Here is an 18,651-nt window from a genome sequence, read left to right on the forward strand (position 1 = left end):
AAAAGGATATGCATTTTTTTAATCCATTAAGTACATATTCATTCCTCTATTATAGGCACGTTCTATACGTCCTTGTTTATTCTCAAACAATAAATAAGCATCTATGTTTAGATCTGTACTGTCTTTCATTAATTGCATCGATTTTTCTACGCCCATTACCATAAACGCTGTGGCATAAGCATCTGCCGAAGCTGCATCGTCTGCAACTACTGTAACGCTTAATAAATTATGTCTCACTGGTCGGCCGGTAATTGGACTAATGGTGTGGCTGTATTTTCTGCCGTCTAATTCATAAAATTTCCTGTAATTTCCTGAGGTAGCGACTGCTTTATTGGTAATTTCGATGTAGTTTTCTAACTCTCTATTTTCAAAACCTTCAACTCCTGTATTCTCTTCAACAGGAACGTCTATGCCGATAATCCACTTTCTTTTGTCGTCGTTTATTCCTTTTACTCGAATTTCGCCGCCTATTTCTATAAAGTAGTTTTCTTGACCTTTTGAATTTAGAAATTCGGCCACTACATCAACAGCCTGTCCTTTTGCAATGGCATTGAAAACTAATTTAAATCGTGGATCAAGTTTCGAGAGTTGTCCTTCTTTGTATTCATACCCCTTTTTATTAAGACCTACAAAGGCCAAAACACTGTCTATTTCCTTATCATTTGGTGCAACTTTAATGTCTTTAAAAAAGCCCCACAAACTCACCAAAGGATAAACCGTAGGGTCGAAAGCGCCTTCGGTAGTTTCATAAATCTCTTGACTTAAATCGAAACATTCTTTGAAAAACTGAGTGGAATTTAAGTTGATTACAGAATCGTTTTCGTTGAATTCGCTAATTAAAGAATTAGGAATGTAAGTGGATAGTTCCAGATTAAAGGCATTAATTAAATCATCAATTTCTTGTGGATCGGTGAGCAGAGAATCATCACTGGTTTTAATAATGAAAGTGGTTCCCAAGGCATTTCCGGAAATGGTTTTCATGTTATTCCACCACACATTTTCGGTGTTGTTAGAATATTCTACAACATGTTCTTCATCCGGTAAAACTGTCTCTTCCGAGCTACAAGCTACAAAGAAGAGAGACAAGCCTCCAAGTAAGAGCGTTCTAGTAGTGTTTTTCCAAGTTTGCGTTTTCTGTTCCATAGATCCAGTTTTGTTCGGTTATAGGTGAACCATTTTTGCTATATGTTAAGCCATTTCTTGTTTGTGTTCTGATGTAAACTTCTCCTCTTCCATCTGTAACGACAATTCTTCGCGTTACAATTTTAATTGGAATTCCTTTACTGTCTTCACGCACATAATTTTCTTGTGTTACTCCCTCTGGGTAATCGTCACCAATCGTGTTGGCAATTGTTTCAGTAAATTTAATATCGTTATTTTCTAAACCGTCGACATAAGATTGCGTAGTTTGTTTTTCTTTGCTTGCATTGTTATCAATGTTCTGATTTTTATTCTCAATTCGGATTTGTTGTCCTTTCAATTCTTCATAGGTATTTTGAAGTTCTTCAATATTTTCTTCACGTAACAATTCCTCTCTTTTGTCTATGCTTTGAATTTTACTCTCAGTAACTTGGTTCGCCTTTACTTCATCGTTTTCCTGCTTTTGTCTTCCTTTTTCAAAAACGGTCATTCGATTGGTCACGTCCTCATCTACCACAGTGAGGTCTTTCACATTTTGACGAGCACTTTCCTCTTGAAAAGTTTTAACCCCTTCCACTTCAAGGTAAATCTCTTCAGTTGTATTTTTCTTTACCTCAATTCGGTCTTCTTCCTGTCTAAGCTGATCTTGTGCAATGTCTTTTAATTGTTCCACCGCTCTTAATCTCGAATCGTCTTTGCCTTCTTTTGTTTCCTCAAACTGTTTTCCTGCGGCGGTAAGTTGGTCATCAATGATAATTTGTTCTTGATGCACTTCGCTGGCTTGATCAGCAAGTTTACGTTGCAGTTCGGCCTCATACACGATGATGTCTTCCTTTAGCATTTGCTGAATAATGTCTTTCTCCTCTGTAGATTCAGAAACTCTCATTTCTGCCAAAATAGAACGATCTTGAAGGTCGATCACTTTCTCATAAAGGTCATTATTCTCTACGACTTTTCTATCGTCAATTCCATATCTCACCTCATTCACTTGTCGCTCTGTTTCTTGCTGATATTCTTCATTTACAACCAAGAACTCATCAAAAGTGTTGTCCATTTCAACCAATTCTTCACTTGTCGCAGTAACCTTCACATCATGATGGGCAGACTCTGTAGCATTCAAATTGTTTCTTTCATTTTCGATGGATTTAATTTGTTCAATGGACTCCTTATGTAAAGCTCTAAAATCGGCTTTTTCTTGATCGAAATCGTCATTCGCAAAAACTAAAGCTTGACTTGCCCTAGACAGTTCACCTTCTTTAAAACGGTTGTATTCTGCAGCTCCTTTTTCGAAATCTATCATTTGATTATCTACCTCATCTGCTATTTCTCTTTTGGTTTGAATATCGCTTATTTTGGTATTGTCTCTAATTTCTTTGATTGAAGTTACTTCATTTTCGAATGCTAAACGTTCTTCAAAATCACTCAATGAACGATCTGCTTCTTCGCCTTCAAATTTATTTAGTCTGTTGAGTACTTTTTCTTGCTTAATTCTCTCTCTGTCTATCTCCCCTTGTTGAAGCAATGCAGCTCCTTCTATGATGGAAATATTTCTTTGTTCGCCAATATAGGCTACACTTCCCTGAGCTTTAATTTTTGCATTGATTAACGCTGTGATTTTAGCCAATTGCGTTTTTGGATATTGCTCATAGTTTCTAAAACCTAAAGCTCTTTTATAGGCGGCTTTTGCACTCTCATATTCTTCTTTCTTGAAGAAATTATCTGCTTCGCTAACCGACTGGTTATATCTTTTATCTCTTTTCTGGTCGTTTTGCTCTTTCGCTTTATCAATAGAAAGTTGAAGTTGTTCCTTAGCATAAGCATCATCTTCTTTAATTTTTAATGCATTTCGATACGCTGAAGTCGCTTCTGAATATTTCTCTCCTTTAAACAATTGATCGGCATCAGCGATTAACTGGTCAAATTGTTGCTTTAATGATTCGCTTGCTTTTTTAGCTTTTAAAAGATTATCTAAAATCTGCTGCGTTTCATCTATTTTGTCCTTTGCGTCTGAGTCATTTTCTTTGACAGACAATGCAGATTGATAACTTGTCAATGCATTCTCAAAATCTTTATTTTCGAATTGTGCATTCGCTTTTTCCATAAAGTTTTGATACTCCTCTTCGGCTTCGTTCAATGCTTTATTGGTAATTCCTTCTTCTGCTTTTGCAATCTGCTCTTTAGGGTAGACTTCATTTTGCTTTAAGTTTAAAGCTTCGTTGTATAACTCTATACTGTTTTGGTAATCTGAATTTGCAAATGCTACGTCTGCTTTTTCAATTAATGAAATGTAGTTTGCCTCCAATTCTTTTGCTGCGCTTGCATTGTCTAAAATTGCTTGATATTTTGTAATCTCAGTTGTTGGAAAAGTTTCTTCCGGCTTAATTCTTTGAGCTTCTTTTAAGAATGCAATCGCATTTTCATATTTCTCGCCTTGTACTGCAACCTTGGCCAATTCCAATTGCTCCTTATACAATCTTTCGTTTTCTTCCGTTTGATTACTTGCAGCCGCCTCTTCTTCTATCTTGCGCAGTAAATTATCAATTTCAACAATTTTTGTTTGAGGCAAAGAAGCTTCTGGTCGAATATTTTGAGCTGAACCGAAAATAGATTTCGCTTCTTCCAGTTTTGCAATGTTGTTGTCTTCCGCAATGGCTTCATCATACTTCGCCAATGCCGATTCTACAAATGCTTTGTACTCTTCCTCCTCTGCTTGAAGTTCTGCAATTTTAGCTTTTGCTTGCTCTTTGAGTGTTGTCGCTTCTGCATCTGCTGGAAGAACAATTAAAGCATCATCAAAGGCTTTCACAGCTGCCGAATAGTCTTTATTCTCCATTGCTGTCTTTCCAAGTTTCATTGCCTCGCTATACTCTTGATTGAGGTTTTCTGCTTGAGCCAACTCATCCAGTTTTGCTTGCATATCACTAACCCTTGCAGTTGCGGTTGCATCACCTGTTTTAATGCTTAATGCTGCTTTAAAACTTTCTAGTGCTTTTTCATACTCTTCTGCCGATGCGAACTCTTCTGCGGCTTCCATTTTAGCATTGTACTCTTGTTCTTTATTTTCTGATGCTGCTATTTCTGCTAATTTTGATTCAATAATTGCAAGGCTGGCCTCTATTTCAGCATCTGCTTTTAATTGCAGTGCTTCTTCATATTTTGACTTGGCTTCATTCCATTGCTCTTGTGTCAATAATTCATTTCCTGCTTGCTTTAACTGCTCAAATTGTTCTCCTTGAGATTGTGCTGCTTCATACGCAGTTTTACTTTCTTTTGCTGCTGAAAGAAGTTCTGAAACATCATTTCTAGTATCATCGATCGCCAAAGCCTCTTCATATTTTTGAATCACCTCTGTCCACTTATTGTCTGGCTTTAATGCTGAAGCTTCATCCAATAAAGTCTGAATCTGTGCTGCGCTTTCTTGATTTGCTTGCAAACTAGCCAAGGCCGCATTCACTTCGTCAATTCTTGAATTTACATGTTCTCTATCTGCGAAAATTGCTTTAGCGCTTAGGTATTTGTCTTTTGCTTCCGTCCAATTTTCATCGTCAAAAGCAGCATCTGCATCTGCAACAATTGCATTAAACTCGGTTTCCAAAGCTTCTTGAGACTGAGCTGCATCCCATTCTTGTTTACTCACTTTGGCAGCAGCTAACAATTCAGAAACATCTGTTCTTGTGGCGTCCAATGTTAAAGCTTCTTCATATTTCTGAATCACATCTGCCCATTTATTGTCTGGCTTTAATGCAGAAGCTCCATCCAATAAAGTTTGAATTTGTGCATTTGTAGCTTCTTGAGATTGCGCTGCATCCCATTCTTGTTTACTCACTTTGGCAGCAGCTAACAATTCAGAAACATCTGTTCTTGTCGCGTCTAACGCCAAAGCTTCTTCATATTTTTGAATCACATCTGCCCATTTATTCTCTGGTTTTAATGCAGAAGCTTCATCCAATAAAGTTTGAATTTGTGCATTTGTTGCTTCTTGAGACTGAGCAGCATCATATTCTTGTTTACTCACTTTCGCCGCAGCTAGCAATTCAGAAACATCTGTTCTTGTTGCGTCTAACGCCAAAGCTTCTTCATATTTTTGAATCACATCCGACCATTTATTGTCTGGCTTTAATGCTGAAGCTTCATCCAATAAAGTTTGAATTTGTGCATTTGTAGCTTCTTGAGATTGTGCTGCATCATATTCTTGTTTACTCACTTTAGCAGCAGCTAACAATTCTGAAACATCTGGTCTTGTTTCGTCTAACGCCAAAGCTTCTTCATATTTATGAATCACATCCGACCATTTATTCTCTGGCTTTAATGCAGAAGCTTCATCCAATAAAGTTTGAATTTGTGCATTTGTAGCTTCTTGAGATTGCGCGGCTTCATACTCTTGTTTACTCACTTTCGCTGCAGCTAATAACTCTGAAATATCCTTTCTTTCAGGTTTAATGGCTAAGGCTTCCTCGTATTTTTGAATCACCTCTGTCCATTTGTTTTCTGGTTTTAATGCTGTTGCTTCGCCCAACAAAGTTTGAATTTTCGCTAAATCCTCTTGCTTTGCTAATTCAGCAGCAATTGCCTGCTCTACCAACTCCAATTGTGACCTAACATGTTCTTTATCGGAGAAAATGGCTTTAGCTTCTAAGTATTTACCTTTTGCCTCCTCCCAATTTTCTTGTCCAAAAGCAGCATCAGCATCAGCCACAATTGCATTAAATTCTTCTTCTTGTGCTTGCTGTGATTCTTTCTTCGCTAATAAGTCTTCGGCGTTTTTCTTTCCTGCAATCGCCTCAGTATGATCTGATTTCAGTGCAATAACTGCATCAAAATCTGTGATTGCCCCAGCATAATCTTCAGTGCTCAACTTTTCGTTAGCACTTGTCATCAAGCCTTCAATTTGATTATTCAGTCCTTCTTGTTCAATTTTAGCTTCTACTTCCGCAATTCTATTGTTTACATGTTCTTTGTCATCATAAATAGCTTGAGCCGCTAAATACTTAGTTTTTGCTTCTTGCCAAGTTTTAGCTGTAAATGCTTTGTCTGCCGCAGCAAGCAATTCATTAAACTGGTTTTCTTTCTCTGCCAATGCATTTTTTTCGGCCAATAAAGTTTCCGCTTTTGCTTTTCCGGCTAATGCTTCTGGATGAGTTGAAACCAAAGCTAAAACACTAGAATAATCTGTAATTGCACTGGAATAATCTTCGGCCGTCATTTTTTCTTGTGCACTCGCCATTAAAGTAGCAATTTGTTCCTCCTGTTGTTCTTTATTCTTTTGATCTGCTAATAATTGTTTAGCGTTGTCTAACTTTGTTTGCACCGCTGCATCTTCTATCAAAGCAATTGCTTCGGTATATTTAGCCACCGCAGTTTCGAAATCTTTGGAGATCACACCAGCGTCACCTTCCGCAACTAACTTATTGAAAGAAGCAATTTTTTCAGCTTCTGCAGCTTTTTCAGCGATAATATCTTGCGCCATTTTAATTCTACCAGGAGGATAAGTAGCTGCACTTTCATAGGTTAACGCTTCTTCATATTTAGCGATTGCCCCTTCGTAATCTTCCGCATTATAAAGTTCATCAGCTTCTTTAACCGCTGCATTGTATTTGTCTTTCTGTTCTTTTATGGCTAATTGTGCATCTAATTTACCACTAATAATTTCCAATTGTTTTTTTGGATGTTCCTCGTTAGGAAGAATCTTCAAGGCTTGTTTGTAAGTATCTCTTGCTGCCTGTAAACTGTTTTGCTTGAAGAAACCATCTGCTCTTTTTACAATTTTATCGAATTCTTCTTTTTTGGCTGCATTGGCCATTTCAACTTTTAAATCTTTTACTCGATCTTTTGGATATTGCTCATCAGACTTCATCGCAATAGCCTCGTTATATTTCGCAATGGCCTTGTCATATTCTTTTGTGCTTGCAAAATTGTCAGCCGCAGTGATTAAATTCAAGTACGCTTGATTTTCTTGTTGAAATGCCAACTCCTCTTCCTCTTTCTTTTGAAGCAACTCTTCAATCTTCATTAATTGAGCATTGGGGTGCGCCTCTTTTTGTTTTCCCTCAATTTGCAGGGCTGCAACATATTTATTGAGGGCTTCTTCATATTTCTTGCTAGCATATAGCGCGTCAGCATCTTTGATTAACTGGTTATATTCGGCCTCTAAGTTCTTTTCTTTGTCAACTGCAGCTTGTAATTTAGCTTCAATTTTATTTTTAACAGACGTCATTTGGCCTCTGTTATAATTCATTCGTTCACCGTCCAAAGTCCATTTTACCACTGGTTCGGTTTCCAAGAAAGAGAAATCAGTCCCTGGTCGCTCTTTAAACAAATCTAAATTAATTGGTGGAAAAATCTTTCCTCCTGCTGGCATGTCCTCTCCAACAACATCAGAAACATCCAACAAAATTATCTTCGTGACATATCCAGATTTTGTATACTTCACAGTATAATTTTTTCCGGGAAGAAAGTTTACCGAATAAGAACCATTGGGCGAGGTTTTGGCGCTGGTTACAACGGAGCCATTAGCATAGACCGTGACCGCAACATTAGCTATCGCTTTTTCAGAGTCCATGTCTGTTACATTCCCATCATAGGTTATGTTTTGCCCAAAAGTAAAGGCGATAGAAATAATGAAAAATGTGAAAATTGAGAAAAAATGCTTCATCTTAGTTATATAGAACGCTCGCATACAGAAACTGTTACATCTTGCGTTTAAAATTCATGGTTTAACTTACAAATATCGATAAAAATAAAATAAATCTATTGAATACCGACAATTGAAATGTCCACAATTCATACACATCAGATAAAAAACTGATTAACAAATCTTTAACGACTCAATCATTCACAGTAGATCACCCAATTTTTTCTCAATTTTTATTAACCTCAACCTTAAAGATAAAAAAAGGTCTAAAACCTCATTTAAACTTTGGAATTTTAAGCAATATTAGACTTATCCCAATTCCAATCGGAGAAATTCATTAAATTCGCCCCATGCAGAAAAAATTAATTGAAGTGTGTTACACACCTGCCGATTACGAATATTTCAAAGGTCGGTTCGATATAATAGTAGTGATTGACGTACTGAGAGCAACCTCCGCCATATGCTCGGCAATTCATAATGGCGTGAACAGTGTTATTCCAGTTTCAACGATAGAAGAAGCCAAGGAATATCAAGACAAAGGCTATTTAGTTGGAGCGGAAAGACAAGGTGAAATCGTGGAAGGTTTTGACTTTGGTAACTCGCCGTACAGCTATATGAAACCAGAATTAAAGGGACAAGACATTGTACTTTCCACCACCAATGGAACGCGTGCAATTAATATTGCAAAAGATGCCCCAACAGTGGTAATTGGAGCATTAACCAACCTTAACTTCCTTTGTAACTGGCTCATTGAACAAGACAAAAATGTGTTGTGTTTAGCTTCTGGTTGGAAGGATAAATTTAACTTAGAAGATACCATTTGCGGAGGTGCCATTGCCGAAAGTTTATTGAAAACAGGAAAATTCACTTCAAATGACGATTCCTCCGTAGCGGCCAAATATTTATTTCTTGCAGCAAAAGACAATTATTTTGGATTCTTAAAATCTAGTTCACACCGAAGAAGATTAAAAAAACTAAATTTGAATGAAGACATTAAGTTTTGTCTTACACCCAATTCAATGGATGTAATTCCAATTTTGAGAAATGACAGAATTGAAAAACTAGAATTTTAGTATGAAAAATACACTTTTTGCACTCTCCTTTCTGTTTTCTGGCCTATTAACGGCGGGTCAAGCTGACACTAGTAAAGTGGAGTGGATTAAAGTTTATTTTAACAGTATTTCAGACCATTCATACGCTTTACCCAACAATGAATCTAACGACCTCTTCGATATGATTCAGCCGCTTGTGGATCGGATTGATAGCGCAAAAACCAGCATCGATTTAGTAGCCTACGATTTACAAAATATGCGGGTGGGTCATGCACTTGCCAACGCAGCAAGAAGAGGAGTTCGCGTGAGGGTAATTACGGATGTTATTCACAGGAGTCACGCACCCAGATTCTTAGAACCGATGTGGGATACTTTAAGATCGGCTGGCATTTATAATATTGATGATAGTGGTACAATTTACCACCCCGATGGAAGCATCATAGAATTGTATGAAAGATTGCCCAATTCGGGAGCGAATATGCACCATAAGTTTGCAGTTTTCGATTTGTTAAGTGACAATCCTGAAGACGACTACCTTTGGACGGGAACCATGAATATTACTTACACCGGACCATGGAACACCAATGCAACACTCGTTATTAAAGACAGCGGTTTAAGTGGTATTTATGGAGAAGAATTTCAACAAATGTGGGGAAGCGATACCGAAATTCCTAATGCCAACAAAGCAAAATTTCATAAGGACAAGCGCAACGTTTCCAACAATCTGCACTACGTAAACGATACAAAAGTAGAAGCTTATTTTGGTCCGATTGACAGAGACAAAAGAAAGCCAAGTATTTCTGCCCGCATCACGGATTTAATTAACCAATACGCAAAACACGATGTTCACTTTTTGGCTTTTGCTATAAGTCCAAATATTCCCATTAGCGAGGCATTAATCGAGAGATCAGGCAGAGGGGAAATTAATCTCCAAGGAGTGATTGATCCCGCTTTTTACGCCCGATACAGAAATAATGGTCAAATTTGGGCTCAACCGGAAATGAATTTTGGGAACAGAAAAATTGCCTCTGGAAGGGAAGTAAGAAAACTGCATGCAAAAACAATGATTATTGATGCGCAGTATCCTTATCCAGAGAAACACAAAGCACTAACCATTGTTGGATCATACAACTTTTCTGCGGCTGCTGAGATTGCTAATGACGAGAATATTTTAATGATTTACGACAATAAAATTGCTAATCAGTTCTTGCAAGATTTTAAAGGAGTGATGAATCGTGCAGAAGGTAAAAGCTACCACCATTATCCAAAAATTGACACCAGCGTATGGTATGATAACTTTAGATTTGGTAAGAATGGCAACATCGAAATAGAACTAGAAACCAATATTTTCTACCCTGTCTCCTTGTTGGGTGTTAATATGCCCAGGGTTTGGGGTGGGCACAAAGACTCAAGTTATTTCTTTGCCCAAGAATCCAATACTTATTTGAAGGAATTAATTAAGGGAGCACAATTAAAAGTGAGTGCTGGAAAAGAAATTCCTTCTCACAGATTTAGCCGATATTCTGCTTATATCACCGCTAAAAAGGGGAATGAAATAATAGCTGTTAATCGAGAAATGATCGCTTCTGGACATGCCTCCTACTCTTTCTATAACAGACAGCAATCAGACTCTATTCTAAGTTTTAAAATGGCCGAGAAAAATGCAATAGAGAACAATTTAGGCATGTGGGCATTTCCAGATCTTGTGAAAACAAAAGTATTAACAGAGGAAGCAAAAATGATGGATAATCTTTTTCCGCTCAACTTAAATAAAGCAACAGCAAAAGAACTGGAGTTAATTCCCTCAGTGGGTCCAAAAACGGCAGAATCCATTATCGCGTATAGAGATAACAAAGGAGGATTTAAACAACTTGAAGAACTCACGCAGATTAGAGGAATCGGTATTAAAACATTAGAAAAACTAAAACCATTCTTATTCATTAAAGAAGAGTAATAAAACATTCAAAAATAATAGACATGACAAACAACGATATTTTACGACAAATTAGATATGCTTTTGACTACAGCGACGATGAAATGATGGCACTTTTTGCTTCGGCAGGAATGGAAGCCACAAGAGCTCAAGTATGCGATTGGTTAAAAAAAGAAGAAGAGGAATCTTATGTAAAAATGATCGATAAGGAAATGGCAACTTTCCTCAACGGCTTCATCAATGAAAAACGCGGAAAAAAAGAAGGTTTACCCATGCGACCAGAAGACAACTTGAACAATAATATCATCTTTAGAAAATTGAAAATCGCTCTGAACTTAAACGATATAGATATTCTAGACATTTTGGATTTAGCAAACATGCGTGTCAGTAAACACGAACTAAGTGCTTTCTTCCGTAAACCAACACAAAGACAATACAGAAAGTGTAATGACCAGTTTTTGAGAAACTTCTTGTATGGAATGCAGTTGAAATATAGAGAGGAAGCCATAAAAAATAAAAAGTAGTCAGGAAAGATTAGTTTGTGATCATTTGTACCGCAGGGCACTATTCGTTAAATGCACAAATAAATACTGTATACCTTTAACGCTTTAAAACCCTAATCCTACGGCAACATTAACACTTTCAGAAAGCACAGTTAAAACAAAAATCTTATTTTAGCTCAGATTTTAAACGATAACATCCAATTTTCACTTTATAAAAACTTATGATTCAAGTCGAGAACATACGCAAGGAGTTCGAATTAACAAAAAAACAGCAAAAGGAAAACAATACAACAGACAAAGTTGCCTTAGCTGTGAAAGACGTTAGTTTTGAATGTCAACCCGGACGCATATTTTCATTGCTCGGTCCAAACGGAGCAGGAAAAACAACAACTTTAAGAATGCTGGCCGGAATAATAAAACCCACGCAAGGCAGTATTAAAATAAATGGAATTGATGTTCAAAAAAAGCCAAACGAAGCCAAGAAAGACATCGGATTTTTAACTGGATCTACTGGACTTTATGAGCGCTTAACAGCGAACGAGATCATTGCATATTTCGCTAAGTTGTACCGAGTTTCAGATGCTGATTTTGAAGAAAGAAAAGAAAATTTATATTCTCTTTTGGGAATGCATGACTTTCAAGACAAGCGCATTGGAAGGCTGAGTACCGGAATGAAACAAAAAGTTTCGATTGCGAGAACAATGATTCACGATCCTAAAGTGGTTATTTTTGACGAACCCACTAGTGGTTTAGATGTAATTACCGCCGAAAACATTATTAAACTCATTAGTGATTGCAAAGTACAAGGAAAAACAGTCATTTTCTCCTCTCACATTATGAGTGAAGTAGATTTATTGTGTGATGATTTAGCCATTATTCATAAAGGAAATATTGTTTTGAGAAGTACCATGCAAGAGTTTAGAGACAACATGCAAACCGACAGTTTAACGGCAGAATTTATCCGTGTAATCAACGAAAATACGAAGTCATGATTTTTACAATATTTAAAAAAGAATTAAAAGATACATTGCGTGATCGCCGAACGATTATTGCAATGATTGTTGTCCCTGTTTTGGTTTTTCCAATTCTTTTGGCCTTGTCTACAACAGTTACAAAATACTTTGACGACAAACAAAAGGAAGAGGTTTTAAAAATAGCTTTGGTTTCTGATCACACGGAAAACCAATTCACCCAAAGACTTTCCGCAATTCCTGATTCTTTAGGACCAAAAGAACTTATTTTCAGACAAGATACTTTAGGATTGAAAAAGGAAATCAGTATGGATTCAATTCAATTGGCCTTTATTATTCCTTCAAACTTCGATGCTGAACAAGCGGATAATCGACAAACTACAATTCAGGTTTATCATAAAGGTGTGAACTTAGGAAACAAAGACAGAGTAGAAAACTACTTGAGCATAATTGAAAATACACTTCTTGCAGAACGTTTTGAAAGATTAAATCTAGACAAACAACTAATTGATCCTATTAATCAGCAGTACATAGATATTTCGAGCGAAAAAGAAATTATTGGAAAAGTGGCAGGAGGGTTCCTCCCATATCTATTCATTATCTTTGGTTTTATTGGTTGTATGTATCCAGCAATCGATTTATTCACAGGAGAAAAAGAAAGAAAAACCTTAGAAACGTTGCTCACTACTCCTGTTCCCCGTTGGAAAATTCTTATCGGTAAAATGTTGGTGATTTCCTTATCTGGAATCGCGGCAGCTGTTTTCGCTTTGTTAGGAATGTTTGCTGGACTTCGTTTATTCAATATCGTAGATGTACCCGGATTGAGTTCAATTATAGACGGAATTTTAACCCCTTCGTTCATATTGGGGCTTTTGGTTTTATTAATTCCATTAACGATATTCTTTGCAGGCATCATGATTCCAGCTACCATTTACGCAAAATCATTTAAGGAGGCTCAAAGTGTACTGACTCCAGTAAACTTTATCATTTTCCTTCCAGCGTTTGTTGGTTTACTTCCAAATATCGAATTAGATTATACCACAGCTTTTATTCCAATCGTAAATATCGTTTTGGCCACAAAAGAAATGGTCGCAGGAACAATTGACCCAATTCTTCTTATCATTAGCTATATCGTAATGGTTGCAGTGGCGGCTATCGCGGTATTATTTTCTTATAAGCGATTTGGTAAGGAAAGCAATATTATCAGTTGATATTTGAATTAACAGCTTTGATCAATTGATCGCATTTACACTAACAAAAGCATGGCTTCGGCTGTGCTTTTGTTAGTGTATTTTAATAAGATCTTAGAAGCTAAAACAATTTTTAGCTTATTTCCCGGACCTAAACAAAGTGCGCTATTTTAGGATTTAAAAAGTGTGTTGAATTCTAAATAGAGATTTCACGATTTTAACCCTAATTCAAAAAGGATACAGAAAAATCTTTTTCAATGTCAAAACCAACTTAAAAAAAACTAAATTTGTTTAAATGGAAACGAAAAATCTTTACATAATTTCTGGATGTAATGGTGCTGGTAAAACAACGGCATCATATACCATTTTGCCAGAAATAATCGAATGTAAAGAATTTGTAAACGCTGATGAAATTGCAAAAGGACTATCTCCTTTTCAACCTGAAAAAGTTGCATTCGAATCTGGTCGAATAATGATAAACAGAATCAACGAACTATTGAAAGAAAACGAGAGTTTTGCATTCGAAACAACACTATCAACAAGGAGTTATCGAAATAAAATAATTCAAGCAAAAAAACAAGGATACATCGTTACTCTACTATTTTTTTGGCTTAACAACATAGAACTCGCAATACAAAGAGTATAAATTAGAGTAAAAGAAGGAGGACACAATATTCCCGAAAACGTAATCGAAAGAAGATATCTTAAAGGAATTTATAATCTATTTGACTTGTACCTTCCGATTGTTGATGGAGTATTAATTTTTGATAACTCTTACGGAAAGCACGAACTGATTGCTCACAAAATGGGAATTGACCATTTAGAAATAACTGATTCCGAAAAATTTAAACAACTAAAAAAAGTTTATGACACAAAAAGATAAACAAATCGAATTAAAAGACAAGATTGTAAACGGACTTGATAAAGTTTATGAACGCCTTATTGAATTCAAGAAAACTAAAAACAGTGAACTTGTAATAATGCAGGGTGATAAAATCGTGAAAATAAAACCGAAATAACAAACATTAAAGACAATTTTTATACTGGGATTCTTAGTCAAGAAAAAACTTAATCCCCAAACTTTTAAACTGACCCAATTTAGGCGCTGAAACACGACACACTATTCAATCAGAAAATCGCTACAACACTTCAATGTTTTACACTAAAAAAATTCGAGGAATTTAAAATCAAAAAAAACGACCAAGATTACTTCGCCCCCAAAACACTACTCAAGAGCGTTTCAAACTGAACCAAACTCGTGCAAGTATAATGGTCTTCATTCTCGGTATCAGAAATAAAAACATTCACCATTCCAGCGTTGGTACCAAACTCCATGTCGCTTGTAGAATCGCCAATCATAATCGATTTTGTGAAATCTATACCCGGAAAATCTTCCTTGGCTTTTTCTGCCATTCCAATGTTTGGTTTTCGAAGTTTATTGTTTGGACTTGCTAAATCTGGAGCATAATAAACAGCATCTATCTTCCCTCCTTTTTCCTCAATGCTAGAAACAACTTTTTGGTGAACAATTTCCAAGGCTTCTTCTGTCATGAGTCCTTTACCTATTCCTTGTTGATTGGTAACAATAACCGTTTTATGGAAATATTTATTCAATTTAGAAATGGCTTCTAAAGCTCCAGGTAAGAATTCTAATTCATCGAGGGTTTTCACATAGTCATTGTCCCTTTTCTTGTTAATCACACCATCTCTATCCAGAAACAAAGTCCAAGATTTATCTATTTTAAAAAATGAACCAATTTCAGTTTGTGCCTTTTCGAAGTCTGATGGGATTCCAATATCTAGAAAGTAAGCTTTTGTCATAAAACCAAGCATCTTTTGCTCATTTACACACGATTCGAAGTAATCTTTTTCTACTGAAAATTTTTGTGGCCAATTTTGTTGCCTATACGATTTAACATTAAAAATATACAGACCCGCATTAATTATTCCTGCTGAAATGGGCTGTTTTTCAATGAAATCTATAATTCTGGCATTTTCGTCCAATTTAACGGTGCCATAACGCTCAAAATCTTTCATTTCCTTCAAAGCCAAGGTAACGTCCGCCTCATGTTCGAGATGAAATTCAAGTTGAGCTTGAAGATTGGTAACCACAAGAGAGTCTCCGTTGGCAACGATTACGTTTTCATCGCTCGTAAAACGCATCGCATTTTTTATTGCTCCTCCCGTGCCAAGTAGCTCTTTCTCTATTGCATACTGAATTTCACAACCCTTATAATTTTCTTTAAAGTGCGATTGAATTTGTTCAGATTTGTATCCTATGGACAATACAAATTTCTTAACTCCTTGGCTAATTAACAAATCCATTTGGTACTCCAAAAATGGTTTACCTTGGATTAAAGCCATAGACTTTGGCATTCGTTTAGAAACGTTTTTTAAACGTGTACCAAGCCCTCCCGCTAAAATAATTGCTTCCATAAATTTAAATCTCTGAGTTTAGTCTTGCGGAAAAAGTCCTTGTTCTACAATTTCACAAATCGAATGACCAAGTAACATGTGGCATTCTTGAATACGCGGAGTATTGGTAGACGGAATGTTTACTAAAACATCGCAAATATCTTTCATTTTTCCGCCCGTTTCTCCCGTAAATCCCACCGTTAGCATTCCAATAGCATTGGCTTCATTTATGGCATTAATTACGTTTTGTGAATTCCCAGAAGTAGATAAAGCAATCAAAACATCACCTTTTCTACCCATTGCTTTAATTAAGCGTTGATAAACGGCATCGTAAGAATAATCGTTGGCTACGGCCGTCATGTAGGAAGTATTCACGTGCAAAGCTTCCGAAAAAAGTGGCGGTCTATCGTAATAATATCTTCCTGAAAATTCAGCTGCTAAGTGCTGTGCATCCGCTGCAGAACCTCCATTACCACAAAACAGAACTTTACCGTCTTTTTTGTAAACCTCGATGATTTTTGCCGATAAATCTGCAACTTTCTCTACCATTGCGTTGTCGTTAAACAACTGTTGCTTAACTTCTATTGAGTCTTTTAAATTGTTCTTTATTGTTGACTTGTCCATGATTCTAATCCATTATTTTGAAAGCGGTAACGTTGCCATTTCACTCCAATTTTATCCAATGCTTTAATTACATCAAATCGACTATTGAAAGGACAGTAGAAAATCATAAATCCTCCACCTCCTGCACCAGAAATTTTACCTCCTGTTGCTCCAGCATTGATTGCCGTGTCGTAAATTGTATTGATTGCGTCGTTTGAAATTCCGCTTGCTAATTTCTTTTTATTTTCCCAGCTCACTTGTAAAGGCTCTTCAATTTTAGATAAATTACCTTTCAAAATGGCTTCTTTCATTTTAAATGCTTGTTCTTTTAACTGGTGAGAAGCTTTTATTGCATCCGATCCTTTTTTCTCGAAATTGGAACGCTGAACATCAATTATGCTTGATGATTCTCTTTGTGTTTCTGTATAAAAAAGCAGAAGATGAAATTCGAGATCTCTTAAAACCTGAGATTTAATTCTCAAAGGATTCACCACTACTCTATTTTCTTCAAAGAATTCCATAAAGTTCATTCCACCAAAAGTGGCCGCATATTGGTCTTGCTTTCCTCCTGCCATTTGCAAATCTTCACGTTCAATTTGAACGGCCAATTGCGCAATATCATATTCACCCAAAGGCAAACCCAACCATTCCACAAAAGCACCAATGCACGCCACAACCAATGTTGACGAAGTTCCTAAACCAGAACCCGTTGGAACATCCATTGTGGTAATAATTTCACAAGGCAAAGGCTTCTTTACAAAATCTTTAACGATGCGATTGTAGACGCCAATTTGCAATTTTAAATCAGGAAAATCTTCTAATTCTTCGATGGCCTTAAACTCATGTTTCACACCATTATTTATGGCATTGATAATCACTTTATCATCTTCTCTAGGAATAATGACCACTGTTGCATGCAAATCAATAGATGCATTTAAAACAGCACCACCAAACTCGTCTGAATACGGCGAAACATCTGTTCCTCCTCCAGCAATTCCTATTCTAAACGGGGCTTTACTTATGTATTTCATCGTCCTTAAAATTATTGATTTGATTCTATTTTACTGTGCAAAGCGAAAACATTTTCTACTAAAATTTCCCAGCTGTATTTCTTTTTCTCCTCCTTAATGTGCGCAATCATCTTCTCCTGCTGATTTTCATTGAAGAATTTCAAAATTGCTTCAGCAAGTAAAGTTTTATCTACTGGTACAACATAACCCACTTTTCCATCCGGACACATTTCTTTTAATCCACCAACATCTGTTACAATCATTGGTTTATTAAAATGATAAGCGATTTGAGTTACACCACTCTGTGTAGCTGTTTTATAGGGTTGAACCACAAGATCCGCAGCACAGAAGTAATATTTCACTTCAGAATCTTGAATAAACTTCTCCGCCTGAATTATCCTGTCTTCTAATTGATATTTTTCAATCAATTCTAAGTAAGGCTTTTTGTCGGTGTAATATTCTCCCGCAATAATCAATTTTATGTCCTTATCTTTCAGTGCTTTTTCAGCGAAAGCATCCAACAATAAATCCAAACCTTTATAGTCACGAATTAATCCAAAAAACAACATGTAATTATATTTTGGATCTAATTTTAAATAATTTAAGGCTTCCTCGCGAGTAACCATTTCTCCAAAATTATCAAATATCGGATGAGGAGAAATTAACCTTGGTTTTTGAGTTTCGAAAAGAGATAAATCGTTGTGTACTTTTTTGGACATCGAGATAAATCCATCAATTGGTTTTACGAAATATTTGGTAAAAGGCTTATCTCCAATTCGTGATTCATGAGGAATAATATTGTCGAGAATAGAAATAACTTTCGTGTGTTTGTTCTTTTTAGCTTGTCTTAGAATTGTTCCAAAAGCAGGTCCCATAAAAGGCAGCCAATATTTACAAATAATAAAATCCGGTTTTAATTTCTTGATTTCATTTCCTACTTTCAACCAATTCAGCGGATTTACGGAGTTCACCGCTCTTTTGATGTTCAATTCATAAGTTGGCTTTTCTTCTAGAAATTGACTTTTCCCTGGAAACAAAAACTGCGGATATTGTAAACTAAAGGTATAAATAGTTACCGTGTGACCCGCCTCTTCAAAAGCTCTTGCCAAACGTTCGTTGTAAGCAGACAAACCACCTCTGTAAGGATAAGCTGGACCAATAATTACAATATTCATCGAAACCAAAAAATTATTAATTTGTATT

The 18,651-nt window shown here is 36.2% G+C and carries 12 protein-coding genes and 1 pseudogene; 7 read left to right on the forward strand and 6 right to left on the reverse strand.

Features of this window, described 5'->3' with window-relative positions; all coding sequences use genetic code 11:
- Positions 1–18: 18 nt before the first annotated feature.
- Complete coding sequence (locus DIT68_RS03155) at positions 19–1,143, reverse strand: FAD:protein FMN transferase (protein ID WP_109358364.1); 1,125 nt, start codon at positions 1,141–1,143, stop codon at positions 19–21.
- Positions 1,106–7,792, reverse strand: a complete 6,687-nt coding sequence (locus DIT68_RS03160) for a carboxypeptidase regulatory-like domain-containing protein (RefSeq protein WP_158276097.1) — start codon at positions 7,790–7,792, stop codon at positions 1,106–1,108. Before DIT68_RS03160 ends, DIT68_RS03155 begins: the two co-directional genes overlap by 38 nt.
- 329 nt (positions 7,793–8,121) lie before the next feature.
- On the opposite strand from DIT68_RS03160, the gene DIT68_RS03165 reads away from it, so the two are divergent.
- From DIT68_RS03165 to DIT68_RS16390, 7 genes and pseudogenes are all read left to right on the forward strand, one after another.
- A complete protein-coding gene (locus DIT68_RS03165; protein ID WP_109358366.1) occupies positions 8,122–8,844 on the forward strand; it encodes a 2-phosphosulfolactate phosphatase in 723 nt (240 codons plus the stop codon).
- Between the two features lies 1 nt (position 8,845).
- Positions 8,846–10,777, forward strand: coding sequence for a phospholipase D-like domain-containing protein (locus tag DIT68_RS03170; RefSeq protein ID WP_109358367.1), 1,932 nt, complete (start codon positions 8,846–8,848; stop codon positions 10,775–10,777).
- 23 nt (positions 10,778–10,800) lie between these two features.
- Positions 10,801–11,280, forward strand: coding sequence for a YehS family protein (locus DIT68_RS03175; RefSeq protein WP_109358368.1), 480 nt, complete (start codon positions 10,801–10,803; stop codon positions 11,278–11,280).
- Between the two features lie 200 nt (positions 11,281–11,480).
- Positions 11,481–12,251 carry an ABC transporter ATP-binding protein gene (locus tag DIT68_RS03180; protein WP_109358369.1) on the forward strand — a complete coding sequence of 257 codons (771 nt, stop codon included), beginning with the start codon at positions 11,481–11,483 and terminating at the stop codon, positions 12,249–12,251.
- Entirely contained in the window at positions 12,248–13,441 is a 1,194-nt protein-coding gene (locus DIT68_RS03185) for an ABC transporter permease (protein WP_109358370.1), read from the forward strand. Before DIT68_RS03180 ends, DIT68_RS03185 begins: the two co-directional genes overlap by 4 nt.
- Positions 13,442–13,715: 274 nt before the next feature.
- Positions 13,716–14,303, forward strand: a pseudogene (locus DIT68_RS03190) (zeta toxin family protein).
- Complete coding sequence (locus DIT68_RS16390; protein ID WP_199223372.1) at positions 14,287–14,439, forward strand: hypothetical protein; 153 nt, start codon at positions 14,287–14,289, stop codon at positions 14,437–14,439. The pseudogene DIT68_RS03190 and the gene DIT68_RS16390 overlap by 17 nt, the downstream one beginning before the upstream one ends.
- A gap of 187 nt (positions 14,440–14,626) precedes the next feature.
- On the opposite strand, the gene DIT68_RS03195 is transcribed toward DIT68_RS16390, so the two are convergent.
- Genes DIT68_RS03195 through DIT68_RS03210 form a run of 4 tightly spaced genes read right to left on the reverse strand, consistent with a single transcriptional unit; the run spans position 14,627 to position 18,623 of the window.
- Positions 14,627–15,856, reverse strand: a complete 1,230-nt coding sequence (locus DIT68_RS03195) for an HAD-IIIA family hydrolase (RefSeq protein ID WP_109358371.1) — start codon at positions 15,854–15,856, stop codon at positions 14,627–14,629.
- 18 nt (positions 15,857–15,874) lie between these two features.
- Positions 15,875–16,459: a D-sedoheptulose-7-phosphate isomerase gene (locus tag DIT68_RS03200; RefSeq protein WP_109358372.1), complete on the reverse strand. Its 585-nt coding sequence runs from the start codon at positions 16,457–16,459 to the stop codon at positions 15,875–15,877.
- A complete protein-coding gene (locus DIT68_RS03205; RefSeq protein WP_109358373.1) occupies positions 16,441–17,469 on the reverse strand; it encodes a GHMP family kinase ATP-binding protein in 1,029 nt (342 codons plus the stop codon). Before DIT68_RS03205 ends, DIT68_RS03200 begins: the two co-directional genes overlap by 19 nt.
- A gap of 11 nt (positions 17,470–17,480) precedes the next feature.
- Entirely contained in the window at positions 17,481–18,623 is a 1,143-nt protein-coding gene (locus DIT68_RS03210; protein ID WP_109358775.1) for a glycosyltransferase, read from the reverse strand.
- Positions 18,624–18,651 lie beyond the last annotated feature (28 nt).

The sequence above is a fragment of the Brumimicrobium oceani genome (assembly GCF_003143775.1).
In the GTDB taxonomy this organism is placed as follows: Bacteria; Bacteroidota; Bacteroidia; order Flavobacteriales_D; family Crocinitomicaceae; genus Brumimicrobium; species Brumimicrobium oceani.